This window comes from Streptomyces ziwulingensis (genome assembly GCF_039542605.1).
Taxonomy (GTDB): Bacteria; Actinomycetota; Actinomycetes; order Streptomycetales; family Streptomycetaceae; genus Streptomyces; species Streptomyces ziwulingensis.
This window is the reverse complement of record NZ_BAABIG010000022.1, coordinates 1-24945: the sequence shown is the minus strand read 5'-3', so window position 1 is coordinate 24945 and position 24945 is coordinate 1. Positions and strand designations below refer to the sequence as shown.

The 24945-nt window shown below is 69.7% G+C and carries 21 protein-coding genes and 3 tRNA genes; 12 read left to right on the top strand and 12 right to left on the bottom strand.

Annotation, left to right across the window (positions count from 1 at the left end):
* Nucleotides 1-52 precede the first annotated feature (52 nt).
* From ABEB00_RS11175 to ABEB00_RS11165, 3 genes are read left to right on the top strand one after another with little or no spacing between them, the layout of a single operon-like run.
* Entirely contained in the window at nucleotides 53-361 is a 309-nt protein-coding gene (locus ABEB00_RS11175; protein WP_345619172.1) for a transposase, read from the top strand.
* A complete protein-coding gene (locus ABEB00_RS11170; RefSeq protein ID WP_345619171.1) occupies nucleotides 358-765 on the top strand; it encodes an IS3 family transposase in 408 nt (135 codons plus the stop codon). Before ABEB00_RS11175 ends, ABEB00_RS11170 begins: the two co-directional genes overlap by 4 nt.
* On the top strand, nucleotides 705-1400 hold the full coding sequence (locus tag ABEB00_RS11165; protein ID WP_345619169.1) for an IS3 family transposase: 696 nt from the start codon (nucleotides 705-707) through the stop codon (nucleotides 1398-1400). The genes ABEB00_RS11170 and ABEB00_RS11165 overlap by 61 nt, the downstream gene beginning before the upstream one ends.
* On the opposite strand, the gene ABEB00_RS11160 is transcribed toward ABEB00_RS11165, so the two are convergent.
* The 5 genes from ABEB00_RS11160 to ABEB00_RS11140 form a co-directional block, all read right to left on the bottom strand.
* Nucleotides 1387-2190 carry a protein kinase family protein gene (locus ABEB00_RS11160; protein WP_345619168.1) on the bottom strand — a complete coding sequence of 268 codons (804 nt, stop codon included), beginning with the start codon at nucleotides 2188-2190 and terminating at the stop codon, nucleotides 1387-1389. The genes ABEB00_RS11165 and ABEB00_RS11160 overlap by 14 nt on opposite strands.
* Nucleotides 2191-2197: 7 nt before the next feature.
* The gene (locus ABEB00_RS11155; protein ID WP_345619167.1) at nucleotides 2198-3118 is read right to left on the bottom strand and encodes a radical SAM protein; all 921 of its coding nucleotides are present in this window, start codon (nucleotides 3116-3118) and stop codon (nucleotides 2198-2200) included.
* 98 nt (nucleotides 3119-3216) lie between these two features.
* A complete protein-coding gene (locus ABEB00_RS11150) occupies nucleotides 3217-3648 on the bottom strand; it encodes a hypothetical protein (RefSeq protein WP_345619166.1) in 432 nt (143 codons plus the stop codon).
* A 742-nt stretch (nucleotides 3649-4390) separates the two neighbouring features.
* Nucleotides 4391-4525, bottom strand: coding sequence for a hypothetical protein (locus ABEB00_RS11145; protein ID WP_345619165.1), 135 nt, complete (start codon nucleotides 4523-4525; stop codon nucleotides 4391-4393).
* Nucleotides 4526-4886: 361 nt separating this feature from the next.
* A complete protein-coding gene (locus tag ABEB00_RS11140) occupies nucleotides 4887-6116 on the bottom strand; it encodes a helix-turn-helix domain-containing protein (protein WP_345619164.1) in 1230 nt (409 codons plus the stop codon).
* Between the two features lie 1014 nt (nucleotides 6117-7130).
* Between ABEB00_RS11140 and ABEB00_RS11135 the strand changes: the two genes are divergently transcribed.
* Nucleotides 7131-7217, top strand: a tRNA-Ser gene (locus tag ABEB00_RS11135).
* A gap of 150 nt (nucleotides 7218-7367) precedes the next feature.
* Here the strand turns inward: ABEB00_RS11135 and ABEB00_RS11130 are convergent.
* Nucleotides 7368-7991, bottom strand: coding sequence for a GntR family transcriptional regulator (locus tag ABEB00_RS11130; protein ID WP_345619163.1), 624 nt, complete (start codon nucleotides 7989-7991; stop codon nucleotides 7368-7370).
* A 182-nt stretch (nucleotides 7992-8173) separates the two neighbouring features.
* On the opposite strand from ABEB00_RS11130, the gene ABEB00_RS11125 reads away from it, so the two are divergent.
* Nucleotides 8174-9412, top strand: coding sequence for a DNA cytosine methyltransferase (locus ABEB00_RS11125; protein ID WP_345619162.1), 1239 nt, complete (start codon nucleotides 8174-8176; stop codon nucleotides 9410-9412).
* On the opposite strand, the gene ABEB00_RS11120 is transcribed toward ABEB00_RS11125, so the two are convergent.
* The 3 genes from ABEB00_RS11120 to ABEB00_RS11110 all read right to left on the bottom strand — a co-directional run bounded on the left by ABEB00_RS11120 (nucleotide 9370) and on the right by ABEB00_RS11110 (nucleotide 12056).
* Entirely contained in the window at nucleotides 9370-10068 is a 699-nt protein-coding gene (locus tag ABEB00_RS11120; RefSeq protein ID WP_345619161.1) for a PDDEXK family nuclease, read from the bottom strand. The genes ABEB00_RS11125 and ABEB00_RS11120 overlap by 43 nt on opposite strands.
* A gap of 589 nt (nucleotides 10069-10657) precedes the next feature.
* The gene (locus ABEB00_RS11115) at nucleotides 10658-10954 is read right to left on the bottom strand and encodes a WGxxGxxG family protein (RefSeq protein WP_345619159.1); all 297 of its coding nucleotides are present in this window, start codon (nucleotides 10952-10954) and stop codon (nucleotides 10658-10660) included.
* Between the two features lie 223 nt (nucleotides 10955-11177).
* Complete coding sequence (locus tag ABEB00_RS11110) at nucleotides 11178-12056, bottom strand: bifunctional DNA primase/polymerase (protein ID WP_345619157.1); 879 nt, start codon at nucleotides 12054-12056, stop codon at nucleotides 11178-11180.
* Between the two features lie 369 nt (nucleotides 12057-12425).
* On the opposite strand from ABEB00_RS11110, the gene ABEB00_RS11105 reads away from it, so the two are divergent.
* The 3 genes from ABEB00_RS11105 (at nucleotide 12426) to ABEB00_RS11095 (ending at nucleotide 15719) form a co-directional block, all read left to right on the top strand.
* On the top strand, nucleotides 12426-12752 hold the full coding sequence (locus ABEB00_RS11105) for a hypothetical protein (protein ID WP_345619156.1): 327 nt from the start codon (nucleotides 12426-12428) through the stop codon (nucleotides 12750-12752).
* 602 nt (nucleotides 12753-13354) lie between these two features.
* Nucleotides 13355-13915: a SigE family RNA polymerase sigma factor gene (locus ABEB00_RS11100; protein WP_345619154.1), complete on the top strand. Its 561-nt coding sequence runs from the start codon at nucleotides 13355-13357 to the stop codon at nucleotides 13913-13915.
* 160 nt (nucleotides 13916-14075) lie between these two features.
* On the top strand, nucleotides 14076-15719 hold the full coding sequence (locus ABEB00_RS11095) for a long-chain fatty acid--CoA ligase (protein WP_345619659.1): 1644 nt from the start codon (nucleotides 14076-14078) through the stop codon (nucleotides 15717-15719).
* A 232-nt stretch (nucleotides 15720-15951) separates the two neighbouring features.
* Here the strand turns inward: ABEB00_RS11095 and ABEB00_RS11090 are convergent, their stop codons facing one another.
* Nucleotides 15952-17076 carry an MFS transporter gene (locus tag ABEB00_RS11090; protein WP_345619658.1) on the bottom strand — a complete coding sequence of 375 codons (1125 nt, stop codon included), beginning with the start codon at nucleotides 17074-17076 and terminating at the stop codon, nucleotides 15952-15954.
* 320 nt (nucleotides 17077-17396) lie between these two features.
* Here ABEB00_RS11090 and ABEB00_RS11085 point away from each other — a divergent pair, with 320 nt between their 5' ends.
* On the top strand, nucleotides 17397-17975 hold the full coding sequence (locus ABEB00_RS11085; RefSeq protein ID WP_345619152.1) for a TetR family transcriptional regulator: 579 nt from the start codon (nucleotides 17397-17399) through the stop codon (nucleotides 17973-17975).
* A gap of 89 nt (nucleotides 17976-18064) precedes the next feature.
* On the opposite strand, the gene ABEB00_RS11080 is transcribed toward ABEB00_RS11085, so the two are convergent.
* Together ABEB00_RS11080 and ABEB00_RS11075 are read right to left on the bottom strand one after the other, a co-directional pair.
* The gene (locus ABEB00_RS11080; protein WP_345619151.1) at nucleotides 18065-22600 is read right to left on the bottom strand and encodes a hybrid sensor histidine kinase/response regulator; all 4536 of its coding nucleotides are present in this window, start codon (nucleotides 22598-22600) and stop codon (nucleotides 18065-18067) included.
* A gap of 256 nt (nucleotides 22601-22856) precedes the next feature.
* Nucleotides 22857-23348 (bottom strand): SSI family serine proteinase inhibitor, encoded by a 492-nt coding sequence (locus tag ABEB00_RS11075; RefSeq protein ID WP_345619150.1) that lies wholly within the window; start codon nucleotides 23346-23348, stop codon nucleotides 22857-22859.
* 195 nt (nucleotides 23349-23543) lie between these two features.
* Between ABEB00_RS11075 and ABEB00_RS11070 the strand changes: the two genes are divergently transcribed.
* From ABEB00_RS11070 to ABEB00_RS11060, 3 genes are all read left to right on the top strand, one after another.
* Nucleotides 23544-23634: transfer RNA gene (locus ABEB00_RS11070), tRNA-Ser, on the top strand.
* Nucleotides 23635-23831: 197 nt separating this feature from the next.
* A tRNA-Arg gene (locus tag ABEB00_RS11065) sits at nucleotides 23832-23904 on the top strand.
* A gap of 275 nt (nucleotides 23905-24179) precedes the next feature.
* The coding region (locus tag ABEB00_RS11060; protein WP_345619657.1) for a DUF2797 domain-containing protein at nucleotides 24180-24945 on the top strand (766 nt) is incomplete at its 3' end.

Here is a 24945-nt window from a genome sequence, read left to right as displayed (position 1 = left end):
CGGGGAATGGTGACAGCAGGTCAGATGGGACTCACAGAGAGGATCCCTGCTGATGCCTGCCCCGAGGAAGTATCCGCTGGAGTTGCGTGAGCGTGCGGTACAGATGGATCGCACCGCGGAGCCGAAGCCGGTGATCCGCCGCATGGCCGAGGAACTCGGTGTCCATCACGAGGCCCTACGCAACTGGATCCGCCAGGCCGAGGCCGACGCCGGCGAGCGAGGCGACCTGCTGACCACCGACGAACGCACCGAGCTGGCCGCGCTGCGCAAGGAGAACACCCAGCTCAAGCGGTCGAACGAGATCCTGCGGACGGCCTCGGCTTTTTTCGCGGCACAGCTCGACCCGACCCGGCCCAGGTGACCGCGCTCCTCACCGAGCACGGACACCTGGAGGTCGAGCCCACCCTCCGGGAACTGCACGTCCCCTCTTCCACCTACTACCGGTGGCGCCACGCCGAGAAGGAGCCCTGCGAACGGATCCGCCGGGACAGCGAGCTGGCCGCACAGATCCAGCAGATCCACACCGACTCCGGCGGCATCTACGGCTCGCCCCGCGTGCACGCCGTCCTCAGGCGCGAGGGTGTGCACGTGGGCCGCAAACGGGTCGAGCGACTCATGCGTGAAGCCGGTATCGCCGGCATCAGCCCCGCAGGACCAAGGGATTCACCCGCCGCGACCGGCAGGCCGCACTCGCCCCCGACCTGGTGCAGCGCGTTTTCACCGCGCAAGCACCGAACCGCCTGTGGGTCACCGACCTCACCATGATCCCCACCGGGGAGGGACCCTTGTGGCTGTCGGCGATCAGGGACGCCTTCTCCCGCCGCGTGGTGGCCTGGGAGACCTCCACCCGCGCGGACGCCGACCTCGTACTGACCACCCTCGAGTACGCTCTCGCCTCCCGGGAGGTCGAACCGGGCCGGCTGATCCACCATGCCGACCACGGCTGTCAGTACACGTCCGTGAAACTCACAACACGGCGGCTACGGGCGGGAATCGAGGCATCCATGGGCTCCGTCGGAGACTCGTACGACAACGCTCTCGCGGAGAACCTGTGGATGCTCATCAAGACTGAGGGCCTGCGCGGCCGCACCTTCACTACCCGAGCCGACGCGAACCTCGCGCTCTTCGAGTACATCGACGGGTTCTACAACAGCCGGCGCATCCAGAAACGGCTCGGCTACCTCAGCCCCGTCGAGTTCGAAGAGAAGCACTACGCCGAGCAGGCAGCCGCCGGACAGGCGAACCTGAAACCCCACCCACCCGTTCTGACCAGCCGATCAATCCCTTCCGAGCAACGGGGGAACCTCAACCGGGGTCCTGATCAGGGCTTCCGCGACCGGACCACCCGGATTGCTGTCCAGGCTGAGGGTGGTCCGGTCTTGTTCGCTACTCCGTGGTGACTCCTCTGTGATTGGCCCACTCCTGGCACGCGTCGACCATGGCCTTCAGCCAGTCCACGTCGGGCTTCCGGTCGACAGAGGCCCGGTACATCCGCAGGTTGGCGGCAGCGAAGGCATCGACCGCCTGCGAGGTCGCTTCCCGCCATGAGGGCAATCGCTCCGCCCACTTCTCGGCATCGCCCGGGGTGTGCTCGGCCGCAATTAGCTGGATGACCAAGAGGGCGGGGTCGATGAACCCCGCACCCCGGGTCGGCCACGCCCAATCGACCGCCCACACGCGCCGCTTCTCCACAAGGAAGTTGCTCGGGTTGATGTCCGTGTAGAGGAGCGAGTCACCCCGGAACAGCTCGGCCTCCAAGCTGTCCGCCGTGAACCGGTCCCATCGCGTCTCGACCCAGTCCTGGGCGACCGGCGGGAGGGACAGACGGCCGATCTCGCTGATCGCGTCGACCACCAGGGCAAGGTCAGGTGATCCAGGCGCGAAGTCGGCCGACCGGCCGTCGACCACGTCGAAACCCAGGACCAACCACTCTTCGGCTTCCACATCCCACAGCAGTGGCGGGGAGATGTGCCCGAGGTACCCGTTGATCAGCCTCTCCCTGATGAGGGACTCCCGCCGGCCGCCCGGTCGGTTGCGCATCGCCTTGACGAAGAACGGTCCTCTGGCGCAGTCGACCACGGCCGTCAGGTCCGAACTGAAGCCGCGCTCGGTCCGGCGGATCGCGGCCACGGAGCCCGTGTGCTCCTGAATCAAGGGGAGGATCGCGGATTCGGGAAGATCGGTGTCCATGTTCCGTTCAGTTCCTCGGGGTGCACTCACTTCCGGGTGTCCCGGGAGAGCACTCGTCGTCAGTGTCGGGGGTACAGGATCGGGAGTCGTCGTTGTCCGGCCCGCAAGGACTGTCCGGGCCGCAGCTGAGGGAGCCGCCGAGGTTGCGCCCCGCTCGAATGGTCGCGTTGGCCTGCGCGATCTCGGGGCCGCCGAGGATAGCGCCCAGGGATGCATCCTGGACGTTTCCCACGCTCAGCCACGTGGAGAACACGCACGGGGAGACCGAGCCGTTCGGGCCGATGGACGCGCGCCCGTTCCCGCATCGTCCGCAGAGTCTGTCCGTGCACGGCTCCTGCCCATTCGCCCCGCGCCCGAAGGGCCGGACGTGATCGATGCGAACGTTTCGCACGCCCAGGGCCGCCAGTGCCTGTTTCGTCTCCTCTCCGGTGTCGGAGGGATCGAAGACGATCACGGAAACCCGGATCGGGACGTTTTCCGCCACCGCCTTCACGATGTTTGCGCGGGTGCGGGCGTGGCTGTTCCGCCCGGTGACCGCGTTGTGCGCGTCTTCCGGGCCGTAGTACGACGTAGCCAGGCTGATCTTCTCCCGCCGGAGCAGGCTCCACCAGCTCTCGTCCAGGTGGACCATGTTGCTGTACACCTCGACCGCCAGGCCGAGCTTCGACGCGTACTCGATCAGGCCCGGCGCGTCGGGGTGCATGGTGACCTCGCCCCCGGTGAACTGCACCCGAGGGACGTCGGCCGCGACGGCTTCGTCGAGCACGCGCGTCCAATCCGCGGTGGTCATCGAACCGTGCGACCCGTCCGGGCCGGACTCGTTGTAGCAGTGGCCACAGGCGAGCTGACACTTCCGGGTGAGGTCCAGCCACACCAGACCGAGCGCGCCGGCCCCCTTGGTGATCGGCGCCTCTCCAACGACAGTCATTCGCTTTCCTCTCGTTTCGGTGTTCACGGTTCGAGGTGCTGCGTATTGCATTCCTCTCCAGACGGAGCATGCGTGGTTCGGCCCGCCAGGAGCGGAATTCAAAGGGCGTCGCCGTCCCATAAGTTTCGGAAGATCTTCGTCAGGCCCAGCTCATTGGTGAGCTGATCGGCCTGTGCCTGCACGGCCACCAATTCCGGGTCGATGTACTCCCATTCGCACCGCCCGGGATGGTTCTTGAAGATCGTGCATCCCGTGCTCAACTCGGTGCGGCGTTTCATGCAGCACTCAAGATCTGCCAGACCCTGAGCTGGAGACTTGTCTGTCCAGCACAAGAAGACGTCCGAGTCCGGATCGATACGCGAGCCCGTACGGAGGAAGGCCGCGTGAAAGTCGTGAGGGACATCCTCAACCAGGCACTGAAGTTCGGTGTATGACGTCCATTCGATGGAGGAGTGAGGCGAATGAATCAGTTCCGCCTCTGCTCGAACGGCATTGTCCAGTAGGACCCGCACCGTGCATCGGAAGGTCATCGCCTAATCTTCGAGGGGACCTTGGGAAGCTTCCATGCACGGAGCATGGTCACCCGAGACCGGCCTTGAGCCCTCAGATCTTCAGTGAGGGTGGCCACCGGGTTACTCAAAGGGGTTTTGGTCTGAGCCCGGTTCGACACCTTCAGCTCCTCTGGTGGAGTACGGATCTTGGGCTGGAAGAAAGATTTCGGGATTGCATTCTTCGCATCCACTGCATGACCCGCCTTGCGGTAACAGTTGTCCCGACCTCTGCGCCGGGGGACCATGAGCGCCGCCGAGCGGTGGGGCGGGCATCCGGATGGGATGGAGGGAGGCGCGGGTGCCGGTCTGCGGGCAGGCAACGGATACACGCGCAGGCAATACCGGGCGTCGTAGTCCGTCACCGTGAACGTGACCGGCCGACCTGCGGTGAGGACGCGTAACGCTTGCTCGTACGCTCGGTCACTGCTGGCCAGTGCACGCAACTTGACCTCGGGTCGGGCTGTTTCTGGCCCTGTCGGGACGAGTGGTGCGCTCTGGAAGTACGCGGCTTCCGGGGCCGGGTCCAGCAACGAGGCGAGACGGAGTGCGGATGCTCGCAGCCAGCGGGCGGCCAGGCGCGGGAAGCGTCCGCGATAGGTGGCGAGCAAGATCTCACGGGAGCCGCCGAGGCCGTAGGCGGTCGCCTCGCAGCGGAACGCGACAGGGGATCGCCGGAGAGCACGTGCGGAAGCCGGTGGGGCGATCATCAGCACGTCCACGCTCACTGCCTGCGTTCCTGCGCGGCTTGCCTCGCGCCCAGCAGCCGTTCGAGCTGGATGTGATACAGCTCGACCTGCGCGGGGGTGAGGATGAGCATCGCCTCGCAGGAGCCGCCGTCCTCGTAGTGGACAGTCACCGCGAGAGCGGCTTGCTGCGCTCGGTGGTCATACACGGCATCGCGCCGCATGGGCGTGACGTGCGTGGCCGGGACGGGTACCGACCGCAGGGTTGCTCCGTCGGATCTGGCACGCCAGTCCGCGCCCCCGCCGGGTGGGCGTAGCTGGTAGGACGCCGAGTCGTCGCCCGGCAAGGCGACGACGACTCCGATCCGTCCCCTCTTGGCGAGATCAAGGGCGAGGTCGCCAAGGCGAGGATGGAATGGGGCTCTCGCAACCAAATCCACTCCCTGCGCGGGGAGCTGCTTCGAGGTCTGTTCGGCCATGCCCCGAAGCTAGGCGGGTGCGCGGAGCCCAACATGAATCGCGGGAATACGACCCCTACCCGTCGAGGTGGAAGCGGTCCGACATGCGACGAAGCTTCTCACGAGTGCTCGCCCGCTCGGCGTACACGATGCTGCGCAGGGTTGACCGGGCGATGGGATGGTTCCGGATGAGCTGGGGGGCGATGACTTCAGCTTTCTCCAGCTCCTTCAATGCCTTGTCGCGGTTCCCGTCCCACAGCCACGCACGTGCCAGATCCATGTGGTGGTGGCCCTGACGGGAGTTGGGAAGGGACTCGATCAGTTCCTTGCCCGTGCGCCGGTTTATCGACAAGGCTTCACGTTGCTCGTGCATCTCCAGGGCGACGCTGATCGCGTGGATCTGCACGTTGCCCGGCGAGAAAGTCAGGCTGTGGCGGTCGTAGACCGGAGGGCCGGCGGCCTCAGTCATCCGCTTTGCCGCACTCCGCGCGTGCTTGATGCGATCCTTGGCTTCGGCCTCGCGCCCGCCCCGTGCGGCAGAGACAGCCGCACGCAGTTGCAGTGACCCCCACGCCCGAACGGCCAGCAGCTCACCCCGGTCGTGGTCCTGCTGCACGCTGCGGATCGCCTTGTCCGACAGGGCGATGGAGTCGTCCCAGTCTGCTGTGGCCCACATGTCCCAGACGCGCATCCAGTCGGCGACGGCAGGCATCACCGGGTCGCCCGAGAGCCGTGCGGACCACGCGGCCCGCTCGCATGACATGGCGATCAGCTCCGGATGCCCAAGGGCATGAGCGGCGGTGTGAGCGAACTTGCAGCACACCGCGTAGATCGCGTACGCCTCTTCCCGCTCGTGCCCCGTGGCGACTTCGGCCAGAGCACGCGCTTCACGGAACAGGTCGGGCAGCACCTGAATGATCGACACGTTTGCGGCAGCGTCTCGGAGACGGTGCAGACGGGTGGTCTCCTGCCACAGTTGACCGGCCGGCCGGGGAGTCCCGTCGAAGACGGGAGCGAGGTCGTAACGGCGCAGCTCACGCATGATCGCTGCGGCTGAGACCTGCCACTGATTCTCGGCCGGAGAGCTGTTGTACGGCCGCCCGATCAGGTCGTTCGGGTGTACGTGCAGCTCCGAGGCGATCAGGTTGAGCAGGCCGACACGGTCCAGTTCGATGTGTCCGCGTTCCATCTTGGACACCCAGCCCTGTGTCTTGCCCAGGGCGGCGGCGAGGTCGGCTTGAGTCATGCCGAGGCGGAGCCGTGCGCGGCGAACTCGGCGACCGATCTCTTCGGCTTCCTCCAGCATCGGGGGCTCCATCTGTTGAGGCGTCTCCGTATGAAGGTACCGAGAGCACGGGCCAAGCGGTGAGTTCTAGCGGGTCTCGCGGCCGATCCGCATGCTGTGGTAGTGGAGGCTGGCGCTAGCCGAATCGGGCTAAGGCCGGCGTACCGCTGACATGACTGCAACCGGACCGAGCTGAGTCACATGAATTGTGGTGGGCTGGCACTCGTTGACGTTGCGCGCTCGTATGCTTGTCCTTCTTCACCCACTCCTCCTCAGCAACTCGTCGATCTCTTCGCGGGGGCCGGCGGAAAGAGCCCTGGTGGTCAGGGCATTTGGACGGAGTGGGAGGAGCAAGGGTGAGGAACAACATGAGCAAGCCCAGCAGGCCATGGACGGGCCCTGAAAGGTGGTCAGTCGGTTTGGCTGCGATTGGTTTGCTTGTGGCGATCATCGCCACGTGGGGTCAGTTCACGCGTTGACGTGCCCCACACGAGTACGGCCGCGTCCGGGATGGCACATGCAGCGAGCCCGGTCGATACCTAGGCGACCGGGCTCGTGAACTGCTCGAAGAGCCTGACTTGGTTGCAGCCGAGTCGGGCTCTTCGTGTATCCGGAATCGGCGAGACTCAGCGAGGCTCGGCGAAACGGGAACTGGGGAAATAGTACAGCTCATGGCGTACGTGCGAGACGTTTCGCACATGTGTGAACGTGGTGACCCTTGTGCGGACTGACCTGCGGCTATGCGACGCTGAGCGGCAATCGGCCTTATTGAGTATTACGACTAGGTAACGATCCGGACGTGGTGGCAGAAGTGCATGGATCCTCCACCCGCCGTGCTCGCGTAGCGGGAAGGTCGGGGTCGAACCGGCGGTTATGGCTGTATGCGATCGAAGCGGGGGCTGGAGCGCGGTCGACTTTGATGAGCTGGGCACCGGGTCCACCAGGACCTGGTGGACCCGGTGTGGACCAAGCCCCCCGCGGATCCGTCGAGGCCGGTACTCTGTACGCGCTCCACCCTAGGTGAGATGGGGCAAAGGTGGGTTGCCCGAGCGGCCTAAGGGAACGGTCTTGAAAACCGTCGTGGCAGCGATGTCACCGTGGGTTCAAATCCCACACCCACCGCAGGTGTACGGCCCCTGACCAGTGCTTATGGTCAGGGGCCGTTGCCATGTCCGCTACCCGCCGGGGACCACTGTTCCCCCTGGTATCCCGGCCGAACGGGCACGGAAGGGGCACGACTGGGGCACGCTCGGAGAGGCCCTCCAGCGTCGTCTACCGGTTGATCGGGATCTCGTAGACGATCTCGCAGTGAGCGGCGGGCACGACGATGTCGGCTGTCTCGACCGGCCGCCCGTCGTCGCTGTAGTACGTCCGCCGGATGTGCGTGACGAGTGCGGCCTTCTGGATGCCGAGGAGTGACGCTTCTTCGGCGGTCGCCTGCCGGGGCTCGGGCTGCTCCACGGCGTGGCTGACGGTGACCCCGATGGCGGCCATGCGGTTCACGACTCCGGCCCCGGCGTGCGGGCCTCCCTCGGGAAGGACGACGAGAGTGCCGGCCGTGAGGTCGTACGGCTCCCAACTCGTCGACAGCTGCACGGGCTTGCCGTCGGCGAGGAACTCGTACGAGGTGCGGACGCACAGGTCCCCTTCAGCGATGCCGAGCCGCCCCGCGATGTCGGCGGGCGCCGGCACCTTGGCGTCGGTCCGGCTCTCCCAGTCCCCTTGCCTGCCGACGGCCCTCATGTCCGCCCGGAACGGCGACCCGGCGGGCTGCTCACGCGCCGAAGACCGGACGATCCGCACCCGCTGCCGGGGCTCGGCGACGTAGGTCCCCGATCCGGCCCGTCCCTCCAGCACGCCCTGGGAGATCAGCAACTCCTGGGCCCGCCGCACCACGGCGCCCTCACACGGCCCATCGAAGCTGGCTCATCTGGCTTCGATGGGCCTCGACGAGTCGTCTTGTAGTTGCAGCATCCCTCCTGCACAGACCGGTCATTGGGACGTACATCGGGTTGCTATCACAGCCTGGCCGAGCCATCCAGCTGACAAATGGCGCAAGACCTCGTAGGATCTCCACCATGCCCGAACGTCCTATGCAGCAGCCTCACCTAGCAGACAGCATCGATGTTGTGGAAGAAGCACTCAGCGAGGTGGTTCTCAGCAGAATTCCGTCAACCTCTCCTTTCCATCAGCCTCGACAACTGACCGAAGCTGAGCGAGAGCGCTTCAGGAAGATGTCTCGTGACTCGCGTGAGGCTCGGCGTTCGGCACTGGCGGGCGAAGGGCCGGCACCCCTGCATGAGATTAATCGACCGAACTTCAACCCGATCGACCTCATGCCGCAGCGGCAGGCAGAAGGCAAGACGGCCCTTTCTCTGTTCAGCGGCGGCGGAGGCCTAGATCTTGGTGTTGAGCGTGCAGGATTCGAGCACAGCGCATCATTCGAGATTATGTCGGAGGCTGGCGACACTCTGCGGAAGGCTCGAAGTAACTGGAATGTATTCAGCGGGGAAGATGGCGACGTTCGAAAAGTCGATTTCAGGAAGTGGCGCGGAGATATTGATCTGCTGCATGGAGGCCCTCCTTGTCAGCCATTCTCTAATGCGGGTCGGCAACGCGGTCATCTCGATGAGCGTGACATGTGGCCGCAGTTTGTTCGGGCAGTTAAGGAGATCCGTCCAGCCGCATTCATAGGCGAAAATGTTCCGGCCCTGGCTAGCCCCAAGTTCTCTCAGTATGTATCCGAAAATATCATCGCACCACTTGCGGGCAGTTATCACATTCAGCAAGTGACGCTGCAGGCCAGTGAATTCGGTGTTCCACAGGTACGGAAAAGGGTTTTTTTCGTCGGCTTCCGATTGAAGCGTATGGCGAATGCGTGGGTGCAGCCGGCGCCTACGCACTACTGGGGTGAACCGAGCCTGAACGGCGCTGAGCAGCGTTGCATGGGATTGAGAGAGGCGCTGGGGCTGCCTGGCCTTGGGTTTGACGACTTGTCGCCCACGATTCGTAGCAGCCTTACTGGTCCACGCCACACCACTTCAATCCTCAACAGCGTTGCCGCCCAACGCAAGTTCGAGAGCTTGCAAGTGTGGCCCAACGGTGTTGCGGCTGACCGGCCTTCTGCGCGAGCGTTCGTAGCCAAGAACGGCCATTTCCGACTTTCGGTTCCTGATGTTGCCCTGATTCAAGGCTTCCCGGAAGACTGGCCGTTCGTTGGCGCAACGTACATGGCGCTAGGGCAAATCGGTAACGCTGTGCCCCCACCTCTGGCTTATGCTGTGGCCTCATCTGTAATGGATGTACTGGAGAAGTAAGTGCGTACTAGGTTCCGAAGAGAGGCCGCCGGCTCGGATGATATTTTGGGCAGCTTCTCGACGTAGCTCATAGGGATGTGAGGGTTGTTGAGGGTGGCGCCCCGGGCCATCACGTACTGGCAGCGGTCCCTCATGATCTCAACCATGCGGTCCAATGAATATCCGACACCGTCGGGTCCTGACACGTCTATCTCGGCAGCGTACTTCTCCGCCGACCATTGATTTTTCATGATCCACTTAGCTTCTTGGCGAGTATAGAAGTCTTTCTCTCCGAGAAGTTGAGTAACTGTGGCCTCGCCAATGCCGGACTTGGCGTGCTCGATCAGTGAAAGGTCGGGACGTACGTACTCGCTTTTGCTGGAGATCCATTCCACCATCGCGTCTGGAGAAGCGTAATAGGCGTGCAGTAGCTTTTCCCCCTTCGGGTCATAGACGCCGAAGAGCCAATGAATGTTTACCCATTTAGCGAAATGGCCAGGTCCTAGATCTCGGACGGTTGAGATTCCCTTGCCGGTGGTTGACTTCAATTCGAACGGTACTTCTTTGTTGTCGATGACCAGGTATGCATCGATATCGGCCCTCTTGCGATCCTCCGGGACCTCCAGGTTGAACCGGTCGACCATCTGAATTTCACGCTTATCGTCCTGAACCGCCATGTGTTGCATCATGGCATGAGTCGCAGCGGCATCGGAATGGGTTTGATCAAAGTGAGCCGGTGTCTGTCAACGCCTAGCAGGCGCTGTGTCACTGGCCTGGTGTAACGACCAGGCATGTTGGAGGGGCGGCTCCTGCGGGTACCTCTGCGCAGTCTGCGTGGCTGGTCCGTCGGCGCTCATCGCCTGTGATCACTGCCACGGGCTATGGCAGGCCGTGTGACCGTCTGGCTCGCTCGGTACAAAGAATGGCGACTTACCGACTGGCCTGGGGGGCCTCGGCCCCCTGTACAGCAGGGCTCCAGCTGTCCTGGAGCGCCCCAAGTTGGTGGAGTCGGCGACCGTAACAGTGCCTCTATAGGGGCACGGGAGGGGCACGATGGCCACTGCGTAACGCGTGTACGGATACGGCCGTGTGTCTGACCTGCGGCGCGAGGTTCGGCAGCCGCTCACCCCGAAAGGTCTTGAAAACCGTCGTGGCAGCGATGTCACCGTGGGTTCAAATCCCACACCCACCGCGCGGTTGACGGCCCCTGACCAGGTAGGACGGTCGGGGGCCGTCGGTATGGCGGCTGTGTGTCCGTGCCGTGGGTCACAGGCGTTCGGTGTGGGCGCCCGGGCCGCGGTGGGTTCCCGTTCCCGTGTCGGGGGGCTTGGGGGTCTTGCGTCGGCGGGGGATGAGGCCGAGCAGGCCCAGGAGGCCGACGAGGCCCCAGAGTCCGTAGCCTCCGCTGTCGTCGTCCTGCTCGCCGTCGTCCTGCGCCTGGCTCGGGGCGGCCTGTACGGTCGCTGCCGGTGCCACCACCGGCGTCTGCGCTTCTGCGGTGACCGCGGCGGGGCCTGCCAGGAGAGCGGCGGCCAGGAGAGCACCGATAGTCGTGCGACGCATAGTTCCTCCTCGGACGACCCAGGGGCGGGGCCTTCTCAGATCCATGGCGCGGGACTTGGGAGCGCCGCGCAACTCCGGCGGGCGTGGAAGTGGCTCCTGAGCCGGCTTCGGCCCCGCTTGTCGGGGGTGTGCGGGTCGGCGGGGTGGTTAGGCCGGACGGGTGACTTGTGACGTGCTCACACCGGTGTGGTCATCATCCGGCGTGGCGCGGTGCGGCGCCCGGTCAGGGGTGGTGGCCGGTCAGGCGGGCCGCCGAGGCGATCGTCGCGCGGGACTCGCGTGCGGTGAGGCCGGTGCGTACCGCCGCGTCGATGAGGGCGTTCACCAGGGCCGGGCCGAAGCCGTTCTCGTAGGCGCGGCAGGCGGCCCAGAACAGGCGGGTGTTGCGCTCGCCCTCGTGGGCGCCGAGGACGAACTGGACGAGGCCCTGGCCGTGGGAGCCGGGCGGCCGCAGCGCACCGCGGTGGGTGCGGGGCGGGGGCAGCAGCAGGCGCAGGAGGGTCCGCGGGCAGGGGGCGGGCACCAGGTGGGCGGTTCCGGGGGCGGTGGCGTACGTGCCGTGCCGGGTGCGGGAGCCGGGGCCGACGAGGTAGCCGCCGGCGCCGCGGACGTCGATGCCGGGGGCGAGGCGGCCGGCCGAGTTGGGGACGGCGACGCCGGGCGGCCCGGTCAGCCAGAGGTGGCGGCCTCCGCCGGGGGTCAGGACGACGACCGTCGGCGGGATCGTGAACAGGTGGCGGAGGGCGAGTTCGCGCAGCGCGGCCGAGGAGTCGGTGCCCGCCTTGGTGTCCAGGTCGATGCCGATGAGGTGGTGCGGCGGCAGTCCGCAGGCGATGCCGTAACCCGTCGCCCAGGGTGCCGCGGCGAAGAGTTCCCGGATGCGGGCGGGGTCGGCGGAGGCGTCGTGCACTCCGTGGCCGAGGCGTCCGCACTCGCCGTGGCAGGGGGCGGGGGAGGGAGTGGGGACGGGGTCTTGGCGGTGGGGGGAGCGCAGGGCCGGGAGCTTCGTCCGGGAGAGCGGGATGACGGCCAGTCCGCGTGCGGCGGCCGACAAGGCGTGCGCGAGGGCCGGCGTCGTGGGCCGCCGGTCGGTGGTGGCCATGGGTTCATTGTCGTACGCACGTTCGAGAACGGCTAGGGGGCGTGAAAGACACGCCGGGGTGCGGCGTCGAACCGCGCGGATGCATGAACGCTTCGCCTCTTGTGGGGCTTGAGGTGTTGATGTCCCGCCTGCCCGGAGCTGGTATGTGGGGGGCGTATAAGGGTTTATCCAATTTTCCTCACGCTTGAGGGCGAATCAGGGGGTCCGGGGTGGTTCACCGAAGATCCGGTGGGCAATTCTGATCTCGCGACGTTGCGAAGTACGCAGAAACATCGGGGCGGGGGGCCAACTGCCGCGGTGAAAAGTCCGGTTCTGGTATGACACGCGCTGCCGGTGGCAAGCCGGTACGCACTTTTCTGGAGGAACAACATGGTAAGTATCCGTACCGCCCGCGTCATCGCCGCCGTCTCCGCCCTGCCGCTCGCCGCCGCCCTCTTCACCGGTGTGGCCGCCGCGGACAACGGTGCCTTCGCGGACGACGGATCGAGCGCGACCGCCTCCGAGGCCTTCGCCGGCATCATCGGCAGTGGTGTGGGTGGGAACAACCACGGCAACTCCGCCACGACGCAGCAGCAGGCGGTCGGTTCGGGCGCCTCGAACCAGAGCAACACCGCGCAGGTCGACGGCTCCGCGTTCACCGCGATCAATCAGGACAACGACAACGTCGCCGTCGACTTCACCCCGCTGTGGTGGTGAGCTGAGGGCGGGCGCCGGCGCGCGTACGCCGGCGTCGGCGCCCGCCCTCGCTCCGCTTTCCCAGTAGGTGTGATCCCTGGGGTCGTGCGGTCCGTGGGGTCGTGGCCTTGCGGGGTCGTGGGGTCGTGGCCTCGTGGGGGCGTGCAGCCTCGTTCGGTCTCGGGGTCGTGGGGGTGGGGCCCGTCCGCGCGGCGGTACTTCGGTGCCGCCGCGCAGGCTCCCGCGCAGGAAGGGGTCGGGTCGTCATCGCCGTAACCCGGCGTCTGCCGGCCCGGGAGGCGGGTCCCTCCGTCCAGGCCGCCGGCCCTCCGACACCCACCCTCCGCCACCCGCCCTCCGACACCCGCCCCCCGCCCCTCCCCGGAGGTGAGCCCTCCGCCCACGGCCTCCGTCACCGCCTCGGGAGGCGGGCGAGCCGTCTGCCGAGCCGTCTGGGGACTTGGGGGCGCGAACCCGCCCTCAGGGGTGAACCCGCACGTCTCCGCGGCCTTCTCTCCACCTTCAGGAGGTGCGGCCGACCCCACCCCTACAACCTGAGGCGGAGTCCGCTTCGGCACCTGCGGCCGATCCGTCGGGACCCCCCTCGCTCCTAGCGTGGAGCCATGACCACACCCGTCTGCACCAGCGCTTCGAAGGCCGCCACGGCGGGGACGCAGACCTTGCCGTACCCGTCGTTCTCGTCGTACGTGCAGGCGCGCCAGCCGGTGCTGCTGCGCGCCGCCCGGTCGCTGACCGCGAATCCGAGCGACGCGGAGGACCTGCTGCAGACCGCGCTGGCCAAGACGTACGTCGCCTGGGAGCGGATCGAGGACCACCGGGCGCTGGACGGCTACGTCCGCCGGGCGCTGCTGAACACCCGGACTTCGCAGTGGCGCAAGCGCAAGGTGGACGAGTTCGCGTGCGAGGACCTGCCCGAGCCGGAGCCCGCGCCCGACGGCGGTGACGACCCGGCCGAGCGCCAGGCGTTGCACGACGCGATGTGGCGGGCGATCACCAAGCTGCCCGCCAGGCAGCGGGCGATGGTCGTCCTCAGGTACTACGAGGATCTCAGCGAGGTGCAGACGGCCGAGGTGCTCGGCGTCTCCGTCGGCACCGTGAAGTCGGCGGTCTCCCGCGCGCTCGGCAAGCTGCGCGACGACCCTGAGCTGGGGATTGTCCGATGATGTGACCGTCTGGGCGGATCGCGGTACCGCCCTGCTGGATTTCCGGTGGTGATCGATCAACGGCGGGTAGTGACATACCGAACGGTATGCGCGCAGAATCAGCGCAAACCTTACCGCCGCGTAGGCAACGTCGCCCCCGGAGGACACCGTGCTGAGCACGATGCAGGACGTACCACTGCTGATTTCGAGGATCCTGACCCACGGGTCCACGATCCACGGCGCATCGCAGGTGACCACCTGGACCGGTGAGGGAGAGCCGCACCGCCGTTCCTTCGCGGAGATCGGCGCCCGCGCGGCCCAGCTCGCGCACGCCCTGCGCGAAGACCTCGGGATCGTCGGCGACGACCGGGTCGCGACCCTGATGTGGAACAACGCCGAGCACGTCGAGGCGTACTTCGCGATCCCGTCCATGGGCGCGGTGCTGCACACCCTCAACCTGCGCCTCCCGGCCGAGCAACTGGCCTGGATCGTCAACCACGCGGCCGACCGGGTCGTGATCGCCAACGGCTCGCTGCTCCCCCTGCTCGCCCCGCTGCTGCCGCACCTGAAGTCGGTCGAGCACGTCGTCGTCTCCGGTCCGGGCGACCGCTCCCTGCTCGACGGGGCGCACGCGCGGGTGCACGAGTACGAGGAGCTGATCGCCGGGAAGCCGGCGGCGTACGACTGGCCGGAGCTGGACGAGCGCGCGGCGGCGGCCATGTGCTACACCTCCGGGACCACCGGCGACCCCAAGGGCGTGGTCTACAGCCACCGTTCCGTCTACCTGCACTCCATGCAGGTCAACCTGGTCGAGTCGATGGGGCTGACCGACCAGGACACCTCGCTGGTGGTGGTCCCGCAGTTCCATGTGAACGCCTGGGGGCTGCCGCACGCCACCTTCATGACCGGCATCAACCTGCTGATGCCGGACCGGTTCCTCCAGCCCGCGCCGCTCGCCGAGATGATCGCGACCCAGCGGCCGACCCACGCCGCCGCCGTCCCCACCATCTGGCAGGGGCTGCTCGCCGAGCTGACCGCCCGGCCCCGGGACGTCTCCTCCCTCACCCAGGTCACCATCGGCGGCTCCGCCTGTCCGCCGTCGCTGATGGAGGCGTTCGACGGGCTGGGCATGCGGGTCCGGCACGCCTGGGGAATGACGGAGACCTCGCCGCTCGGCACGGTGGCCCGCCCGCCGGCCCACGCGGTCGGCACCGACGAGGAGTTCGGCTACCGCCTCACCCAGGGCCGTTTCGCGGCCGGTGTCGAGGCCCGCCTGACCGGGCCGGGCGGCGAGCGCCTGCCCTGGGACGGGGAGTCGGCCGGGGAGCTGGAGGTCCGCGGCCCGTGGATCGCCGGGGCCTACTACAACGGCCCCGACGCCGATCCGCTGCGCCCGGCCGACAAGTTCAGCGAGGACGGCTGGCTGAAGACGGGCGACGTCGGGATCATCTCGCCCGACGGTTTCCTCACCCTCACCGACCGGGCCAAGGACGTCATCAAGTCCGGTGGCGAGTGGATCTCCTCGGTCGACCTGGAGAACGCGCTGATGGCCCACCCGGACGTCGCCGAGGCCGCGGTCGTCGCGGTCCCCGACGACAAGTGGGGCGAGCGCCCGCTGGCCACGGTCGTCCTCAAGGAGGGCGCCACCGCCGACTTCGACAGCCTGCGCGCCTTCCTCTCCGAGGAGGGCAAGGTCGCCAAGTGGCAGCTCCCGGAGCGCTGGACGGTGATCGAGGCGGTGCCGAAGACCAGCGTCGGCAAGTTCGACAAAAAGGTGCTGCGCAGGCGGTACGCGGACGGGCAACTGGACATCACGCGGCTCTGACCGCCGCGGACGGGCAACCGGACGGCGCGCCGGCTGACAGCCCCGGCTCCGATCACCATCGCCGGGCACCCGGTCGCGTGCCTCACCGTCGCCGGGTGCCCGGTCGCGCGTCTCACCGTCGCCGGGCACCCGGTTACGCGTCTCACCGTCGCCGGGCACCTGGCGGCGCATCTCACCGTCGCCGAGTACCCGGTTACATGCCTCACCGTCGCCGGGTGCCCGGTCGCGTGCCTCACCGCCGGCGCGCGAGCGTCGCCGTCCACCCCAGGACCAGCGCCGCTCCCGCGACCACGCACACCCCGCCCCAGCCCCAGTGGCTGAACGCGGTGCCCGCGAGCGCCGAGGCGATGGCGCCGCCCGCGAAACCGGCCACGACATAGGCGGTGTTGGCGGTGGCGGGTGCGGAGGTGGCGGTCAGGGCGACGGTCTGGTTGGCGACGTGCGAGGCGACCAGGGCCGCGTGCACCAGGACGGCCGCCGCGCACAGGGCCGCCATGACGTGACCGCCCAGCCAGAACAGCGGCACCGACACCGCGGCCACCACGTACGCGGACCGCACCACCTTCGCCGCGCCGAACCGGTCGACCAGCCCGCCCGCGAGCGGGGCGACCACGCTGGCCGCGAGCCCGAAGAGGCCGAACAGACCGGCCGCCGCGGTGGTCATGCCGTAGCCGTCGGTCTCCGTCAGGAGCAGGGCGAGGGAGGTCCACAGAGCGCTCCAGGCGCCGTACATGCCCGCCTGGCGTACGCACGCGCGCCACAGGTCGGGCGAGTGGCGCACCACGCCCGGCAGCGCGGTCAGCCCCGCGAACAGTGGACCGCCGCGCCGCCGCGTCTCGCGGGGCAGGACGAACGCGGTCGCCAGGCCCAGCAGCGTGGTCAGTACGGCCGCGCCCACGAAGACCGCGCGCCAGCCGAACGCCTGACCGGCCAGGCCGCCCACGACACGGGCCGCGACCACACCGGTGAACAGCCCGGCGATGACGGCGGCGACATGGCTGGCCCGCCGGTGGGCGGGGGCGCGCTCGGCGACGAGCGGGACGAGCAACTGCGGTACGACGGTGGCGGCCGAGGCGATCAGTACGGCGCCGGCGAGCGCGTACGTGCCGCCCGCCGCGGCGCCGGCGAGCAGTGCCACCGCGGCGACCAGGGAGAGGACGGCGACCAGGCGGCGCCGGTTCACCCGGTCCCCGAGCGGGGCGAAGAAGAGCAGGCCGGTCGCGTAACCGAACTGCGCCACCGAGGCGAGCCAGGCCACCGCCGAGGGCGTCGAGCCGAAGTCGTGGGCGATGAGGGGGAGCAGCGGGGCGGCGAGGTAGATGTTGGCGGCCGTGACGGCGGTGCAGACCGCGATCAGGGGGAGGAGAAGGCGGGCGCGGACGGACCGCTTCTCCTGCCCGGCTCGCTTCTCCTGCTCGGACCGCTCAAACCGATCGGACCGCCTTTCCGGGCCGCCGGGCCGCGCGTCCCGGTCGCCGGGCCGATTCTCTTGGACGGGCACGTCGCGGACCTCGTTCGGGGTCCGAGGGGTGGCAGACGGTGATCGCATGGGCGGAGCGACTCCCTCATGGAGACTGGCAACTAACTGGTTGGTTGGGAGAACCCGAAGCGCGTGCGCGGCATTCCCGGGGGACGTCAACCAAACGGTTGGTTACCGAGCGGAGCTACCCTCTCCCCATGGCGACAAGAGACGCCGAGGCCACCAAGGCCCGGATCTTCGAGGCAGCGGTGGCGGAGTTCGCCGCGTACGGCGTCGCGGGCGCCCGCATCGACCGCATCGCGACCGAGGCGAAGGCGAACAAGCAGCTCATCTACGCCTACTACGGCAACAAGACCGAGCTGTTCGCCACTGTCCTGGAGCACAAGATGCTCGACCTGGCCGTCGCGGTCCCCGTCGACCCCGACGACGTCGAGGGCTGGATCGACCGTCTGATGGACTATCACGCCGGGCACCCGGAGGTCCTGCGCCTGCTCTTCTGGGAGGGCCTGGAGTACGGCACCGCCGAGCTGCCCCACGAGGCGGAGCGCCACCAGCACTACGCCCGCAAGGTCGCCGCCGTGCGGGACGGCCAGGAGCGCGGGGTGATCACCGACGCCATCCCGGCCGCCGACCTGCTCTTCCTGCTGGTCGCGATGGCCAACTGGGCGGTGGTCGTCCCCCAGATACAGCGCATCCTGGTCGGCGGCGCGCCACCGGACGCCGCCCGCCTGCGCGACTCCATCAAGGAGGCGGCCCGCAGGATGATCGCGAGCTGACGACCGGCCGGCCGGTGGCGGATCCGGCGGTGACGGGTCGGCCGGTGGCGGATCGGCCGGTGACGGAGGGTCGGCCGGTGGCGGACCGGTCAGTTGACCCCGATCCGGGCGAGCAGTTCCACGATCCGGGCCTGCACCTCGGTGCTGGTGGACCGCTCCGCGAGGAACAGCACGGTCTCGCCGGAGGCCAGCCGGGGCAGGTCGGCCTGGTCCACGGCGGCGGTGTAGACGACGAGCGGGGTGCGGTTGAGCTGCCCGTTCGCCCGCAGCCAGTCGATGATCCCGGCGAATCCGGCACCCGGCTGCCGCCGGTGGACCTGCATCAGATCCATCACCACCAGATTCGGCCGGAACTGTCCCGCCAACGTCACCGCGTCCGCGTCGCTCGCGGCCCGCGCCACCTGCATCCCGCGCCGCTCCAGCGTCGCGGTCAGGGCCAGCGCGATCTCCGCGTGCTCCTCGATCAGCAGCACGCGCGGCGGGTGCTGCTCGCTGTCGCGCGGGGCCAGCGCCTTCAGCAGTACGGCGGGATCGGCGCCGTACGCCGCCTCCCGCGACGCCTGTCCGAGCCCGGCCGTGACCAGCACCGGCACCTCGGCCGCGACCGCCGCCTGGCGCAGCGACTGCAGCGCCGTGCGGGTGATCGGCCCGGTCAGCGGGTCCACGAACAGCGCCGCGGGGAAGGCGGCGATCTGCGCGTCGACCTCCTCGCGCGAGTGCACGACGACGGGCCGGTAGCCGCGGTCGCTCAGCGCCTGCTGGGTGGAGACGTCCGGCGCGGGCCACACCAGCAGCCGGCGCGGGTTGTCCAGCGGCTCCGGCGGCAGTTCGTCGTCCATCGGCTGCGCCCGCGGCGGATCGGCCACCTCGACCGCCCCGCCGGGCCCGTCCAGCGGCTCGGGCCCCTCGGCGGCGTTCTTGTCCGGCGCGCCTATGGCGTACGACCGTCCGGCCCCCTCACTCGCCTGGGCGAGCCGGGCGGCGTGGCCCGGCGCCTGCGCCTGCGCGGCGGACTGCTCCGAGCGCCCGGCGGCCGGGTCGGGCGGCGTACCGAGCTTGCGGCGGCGCCCGGAGCCGTTCGGGTGCTGCGGGGCGGGCGTGGCCGTGGGCTGCTGCACCTGGGCCGCCTGCCGGTTGAACGGCACACCCTGGCCCAGCGTCCGCACGCTGATCGCCCGGCCCTGCGTCGAGTCCGCGTCCACCGGGGCGGCGGCCTCGGCGGGCAGCGGCTGCGCGGCGCGCGGAGCGTTCTCCGGCGGCAGCGGCGTACCCCGCCCGGAGGTGGCCCCGGCGGAAGCCGGCGCGTCCGGATGTACGACGGCGGCGGCGGTACCGGCGGTCGCCGGACCGTCCGGCGGTACGGGCGTACCGGCGTCCGGGGTGTCACCCGGCGCGGGCCACGGCCGCGGGGCCGGGGGCCGCTGGACACCGGTCGCCGGCGCGGCGGCGGGGGCGGCCGCCTGCCGGTTGGGCGCGGGGGCGCGGGAGGCGAGGGCGCCCTGACCGACCGCCGGTCCCGCGGCCGCCTCCGTGGTCCCGGCGCCCGCCGCCGCGGACTCGTCCGGCCGGACGCCGACCGCCCGGCGGCGACGGCCGGTGGGTGCGCTGGTGGGGTGCGGCTGGGGCGGGGTGTGCTCGTCGGCCTGGTCGTGCGGGACGGCGTCGTGCCGGCCGTCGTGACCCCGGGCTTCCCCGGCGCCGGCCGCGGCCGGACCGTGGGTGCGCTGCCCGGGCAGCGGAGAGTGGCCTGGGACCTGGACCTGGACCTGGCCTTGAGGCCGGGCCTGGGACTGTCCGGGTACGTGTGTCTGCGGCGTCGGCGCCGGCGCCTGTGATTGTGGTGGTACCGGGGCGTGCGGCTGCCCGGACACGGGGAGCTGCCCCGGCACCGGTACCTGCCCCTGAGCCGGTACGTGCGCCTGCTCCGGCATCGAGACCCGCCCGGGCCCACCCGGCACGGCTGCCCCACCAGGCCCGACCGGTACCCCGGCGGCACCCGTTCCGTCGGCCCTCGCCGGTCCCGCTGATCCCGCCGGTCCGGTCGCGGCTGTCGGGGTCACGTGCGTCGGAGGCACGTCCGTCGCGGTCACGTCCGTCGCGGTCACGTCCGTCGGACGGTCCGCCTCGGCCGGGGGGAGGGCGAACACCTGGCGCGGTGCCGCCTCCTGCGCGGCGGCGCGCTCGGCCGCCGAGGCCAGGGCGCGACGCCGGCGCCCGGTCGGCTCACCCGCCTCGTCCGTGTCACCCGCCTCGTCCGTCACGCCTGCCTCGCCCGTACCGCCCGGCGCGGCCCCGCCGGCCTGCGCGGGCAGGGCCGGCGGCAGCGCGTGCTGCTCACCGGCGGCCCGGCGGGCGCGCCGCCCGCCGGCGGGCGCGGGTACGCCCTGCGGCGGTACGGTCCCGCCCAGGCCGTTGCCCGTGGCGGCGGCCCCCGCCCCGTGCTCGGCGGCCATGACGACGGACCCCGCGGAGTAACCGTCGCCCTCCTCCGTGACCGTGCCCGGGGCCATGCCGAGGGCGGGCGGCCCGACGGCCGCGCCCGCGTCCTCGGCGGGCCGCCCGCGTCGCCGTCCGGTACCGCCGGACGCCTCCGTCTGGGCCTGAGCCAGGGCCGGGGCCTGCGGCGCCGCCTGGGCCGGAACCGGCGCGGCTACGTCGGTGGCGTGCCGCCTGCGCCGCCCGGTCGGCCCGCCGTTGTCCGCCTCGGTGTCCCCGGTGTCCCCGGCGTCCCCAGGGACACCCGTGACCTCGCTCTCCAAGAAGGCGTCGACGGAGAGCCGCCGGGCCCGCCGCCGACCGCCCCCCACGCCTTGTACGCCCGGCGCACCCGCGACGGCGATCTCCTGACCCGCTCCCGCTCCCGCCCCAGTCGCCGCCACCGCCCCCGCCATTGCCTCAGCGGTCGGAGCCGCGCCCACGACGCCGCTCGCGGGTGCTCCGGCCGCAACGGCCCCCGCTCCGCCGCCGATCGGCACCTCAAGGACGTAGGCGCTGCCGCTCATGCCCGGCACCTCGTGCGTCTGGAGCACGCCGCCGTGCGCCCGCACGATGCCGCGGACGATCGGCTCGTGCACCGGGTCGCCACCGGCGTACGGTCCGCGCACCTCGATCCGTACCACCTCGCCGCGCTGGGCGGCCGCGACGACGACGGTGTTGTCCAGGTAGCCGCCGGTGGAGACGGGCGCGTTGCCGGTCGCGTCGACGCCGGCCACGTCGGCGACGAGATGCGCGAGCGCGGTCGCGAGCAGCCGCGGGTCGACCTCGGCCTCGATGGGCGGCGCGTGCACCGCGAACTGCACCCGCCCCGGCCCGATCAGCTCCACGGCCCCGTCGACGCCGGCGGAGACCACGGCGTCGAGCATCACCTTCGTACGGGAGACGCCGCCACCGCCGTCGGCGTCGAGCCGCTGGTAGCCGAGCACGTTGTCGATGAGCGTGGTGATGCGGGAGTAACCCGCCGACAGGTGGTGCAGTACCTGGTTGGCCTCGGGCCAGAGCTGGCCGGCGTCGTCGGAGGCGAGCGCGGCGAGGTCGCGGCGGAGTTCCTCCAGGGGGCCGCGCAGCGAATTGCCGAGCAGGGTGAGGAGTTGTTCGTGCCGGGCGGTGAGGGCCTCGTACCGGTCCTTCTCGCGTTCGCCGAGCGCGGCGTACCGCTCCTCGCCCGCGGCCAGCGCCTCCTCGTGCTGCTCGCGCAGCTCCTCCAGTTCGGCGGCGTGGCGGGCGCGCAGCGCGGTCAGTTCGGCGTCGTGCTCCTCGGCGAGCCGTGCCACCTCCTCGGCGTGCCGTTCGGCCGCGTCCTCCTTCTCCTTCACGAGCGCGTCGAACGGGCGCCGGTCGGTGAAGGTCATCACGGCGCCGACGAGCTGGTCGCCGTCGCGGACGGGCGCGGTGGTCAGATCGACCGACACCTGGGCGCCGCTCTTGGCGTAGACCACCTGCCCGCGCACCCGGTGCTTGCGCCCGGAGCGAAGGGTGTCCGCGAGCGGCGACTCGTCGTACGGGAACGGCGAGCCGTCGGCGCGCGAGTGCAGTACGAGGGTGTGCAGCTCGCGTCCGCCGAGGTCACTGGCGCGGTAGCCCAGTATCTGCGCGGCGGCCGGGTTGACCAGGACGATCCGGCCGTCGGTGTCGGTGCCGACGACGCCCTCGGCCGCGGCCCGCAGGATCATCTCGGTCTGCCGCTGCGAACGGGCCAGTTCGGCCTCGGTGTCGACGGTGCCGGAGAGGTCGCGGACGACGAGCATCAGCAGTTCGTCGCCGTGATAGCCGTAGGCGTCGTACGCCTGCTGGCCGGAGCCGGTGTCGAGGTTGGCGCTGGCGACCTCGACGGGGAACTCGGTGCCGTCGGTGCGCCGGGCCACCATCCGCGTCGGCTTGGTCCGCGCCCGCGGGTCGATGTGGTCGGGCCGGCGCATGGAGCCGGGGATGAGCTTGGAGTCGAACTCCGGCAGCAGGTCGAGCAGCCCGCGCCCGACCAGTGCGGTGCCGGGCGCCTCGAAGGCGTCCAGCGCGATGGAGTTCGCGTTGACGACGGTCCCGTTGGCGTTGACCAGGACCAACGCATCGGGGAGCGCGTCCAGTATGGCTGCGAGGCGAGCAGCGCCTCGGGATGGCCTGCTGCTCACGAGACGCCTTCCTCCCTGTTACCGCACCTTGCCGACCGCTCGGGCCATCTTGCCAACCCTCCCGCAGCGTGTCACGCGAGGGAGTCTAAAGGCTGGGGTTGTGCGCGCGGCGCCGGATGGCAGGGAGGTCACACGAGGAAGTGACGTAGAACGCGTGCCCTACCGCCTTCTCGTCCGCCTTCTCGCCGCCCGGCCTGCCACCCTGACGTCGCGGGACCTTCGCGGAACCGTCACAGCCCCTTTCCCGAAGCGAAGCTCAGGAGGCGCCGGCGGACCTCAGATCGGGCAGGAGCGGGACAAGCCGGTCCCAGCGGGCGATCTGGCAGCCGTCGCGGCGGTCGTACGAGGCGTTGACCGGGCGGCCGGCCCAGGTGCCGGTGACGTGCGCGGTGGCCGGTCCGCCGTGCTGCATGGTGCAGAAGGTGCCCTGGGCGACGGGCGCGAAGACGTCCTGTCCGGCCTGCGTGCCGCGCTCGACCGCGGCGCAGGCGGCGGCCGGGTCGGGGTGGCTGCCGCCGCGGGGCCGGCAGTACAGCTCGTACCTTCCGTCGGCCTTCCCGCCCGCGTTCTTCACGGTGACGGTCAGGTGGTGGGCGCGGTCCTCGTGGCGGACCGGCGGCGGGGAGAGCGGCGTGGCGGCGGTGACGGTGCCCTCCGCGGTGGCCGCGGCCGGGGGCGCGGCGGTCAGGGACGCGAGGGCGGCGGCGGACAGGGCGGCGGCGCCGAGGAGGCGGGTGAGCTGAAGCATGACCTGACTAACGCGGCGGCGGGCCGGACGTTGCGCCCGCCGGCGCCCGGCCACCCGGTCGCCGCCTCACCGTCCGAAGTGCTTTGCCCTGCGGCCTGCCCGCCTAGTACCGTGGGAGGCGATTGGTGACACCGCGCTCGACTGTGTCATCATCGGCAAGCACCGCTCGCGCTCACGCGTAAGGGTGTGTTGTCTGGAGGCGTCGCCTAGTCCGGTCTATGGCGCCGCACTGCTAATGCGGTTTGGGACGCAAATCCCATCGAGGGTTCAAATCCCTCCGCCTCCGCACAAGATCAACGAAGCCCCGGCCCCCGGCCGGGGCTTCGTCGTTCCCCCCTCGTGCCCCGCACCACTCAGAAGGGTGTTCTCGCAGGTCACAAGGGGTGCGGCTAACGGATTTCACATGACGGCGGCAGTCATGTAATGTTCTTCCTGTCGCCGCGAGCGGGCCGGAAGGGCCGAAAGCAGCGAAACGCAGGACAAGCACTCGTAGCTTAACGGATAGAGCATCTGACTACGGATCAGAAGGTTGCAGGTTCGAATCCTGCCGAGTGCACACAGGTGAGAGGCCCCGGAGAGATCCGGGGCCTCTTGCGTTTTGGGGCGTACACAGCAGCGAAGTACCGCAACTGCCGGCAGGGGTCGTCGCGGCCGAGGTCTCCGAACTGCTCACCGAGTCCACAGACCAGGGCACCGCCTATGGCTGCGTACGTGAGGTGATGAGAGACCCGGGCCTCCGGAGTTCTTGTATGGGTGTCAGTACCTCCCCCTACTCTCGTGAGCGATGGCACGGCAGGTGGCAGAGCAGGTGGCAGAGCATTGGCACAGCAGGTGGCGCGGCGATGGACGTGCTCGGGGCTGCGTTGGTCGGTGGACGGGCCCGAGTTGGAGTGGGGTGGGGGGCGGCGTACCGCGCTCACCTGGGGGAAAAGGGTGGCCTTCGGGGTTGCTGAAGAGGATGGGCGGAGATGTGTGGGGGCGCGGGGGAACGCGTGTCCGCTGCGGGTGGCCGTGTCGGGGCGCGGTACGGGGGCGCGGTGCGAGGAGTGCGCGCGGTTGGACCGGGCGCACTCCGTGGCCGCCGACGGAATCGCGGACGACCCGCGGCCGTACCACGTGTATCTGGCGTGGTTCGGGCCCGGCCTGGCCAAAGTCGGTATCACCGCTCTGGAGCGGGGGCCGGTCCGGCTGCTGGAACAGGGGGCCGTCTGCTTCACCTGGCTGGGCAGCGGGCCGCTGATGGCCGCGCGGCGTTCGGAGGAGCTGCTGCGGGCCGCACTCCGCGTCCCCGACCGGATCCCGTACGCGCTCAAGCGCGCGGTGCGCTCCGCGCTGCCCGGCACGGAAGCGGAGCGCGCCGCCGAGATCGGGGAGTTGCACGCGCGGGCGGTCGCGCTCGGGGACTGGCCGCAGGCGCTGACGCCGGAGCCGTTCCGGCCGGTGGATCATGTCGGGGTCTTCGGGCTGGAGGCGGCGGGGGTAGAGGCAGGGACAAGGACAGGGGCAGGGACAAGGACAAGGACAGGGGCAGGGACAAGGACAAGGACAAGGACAAGGACAGGGGCAGGGGCAGGGGCAGGGGCAGGGGCAGGGGTAG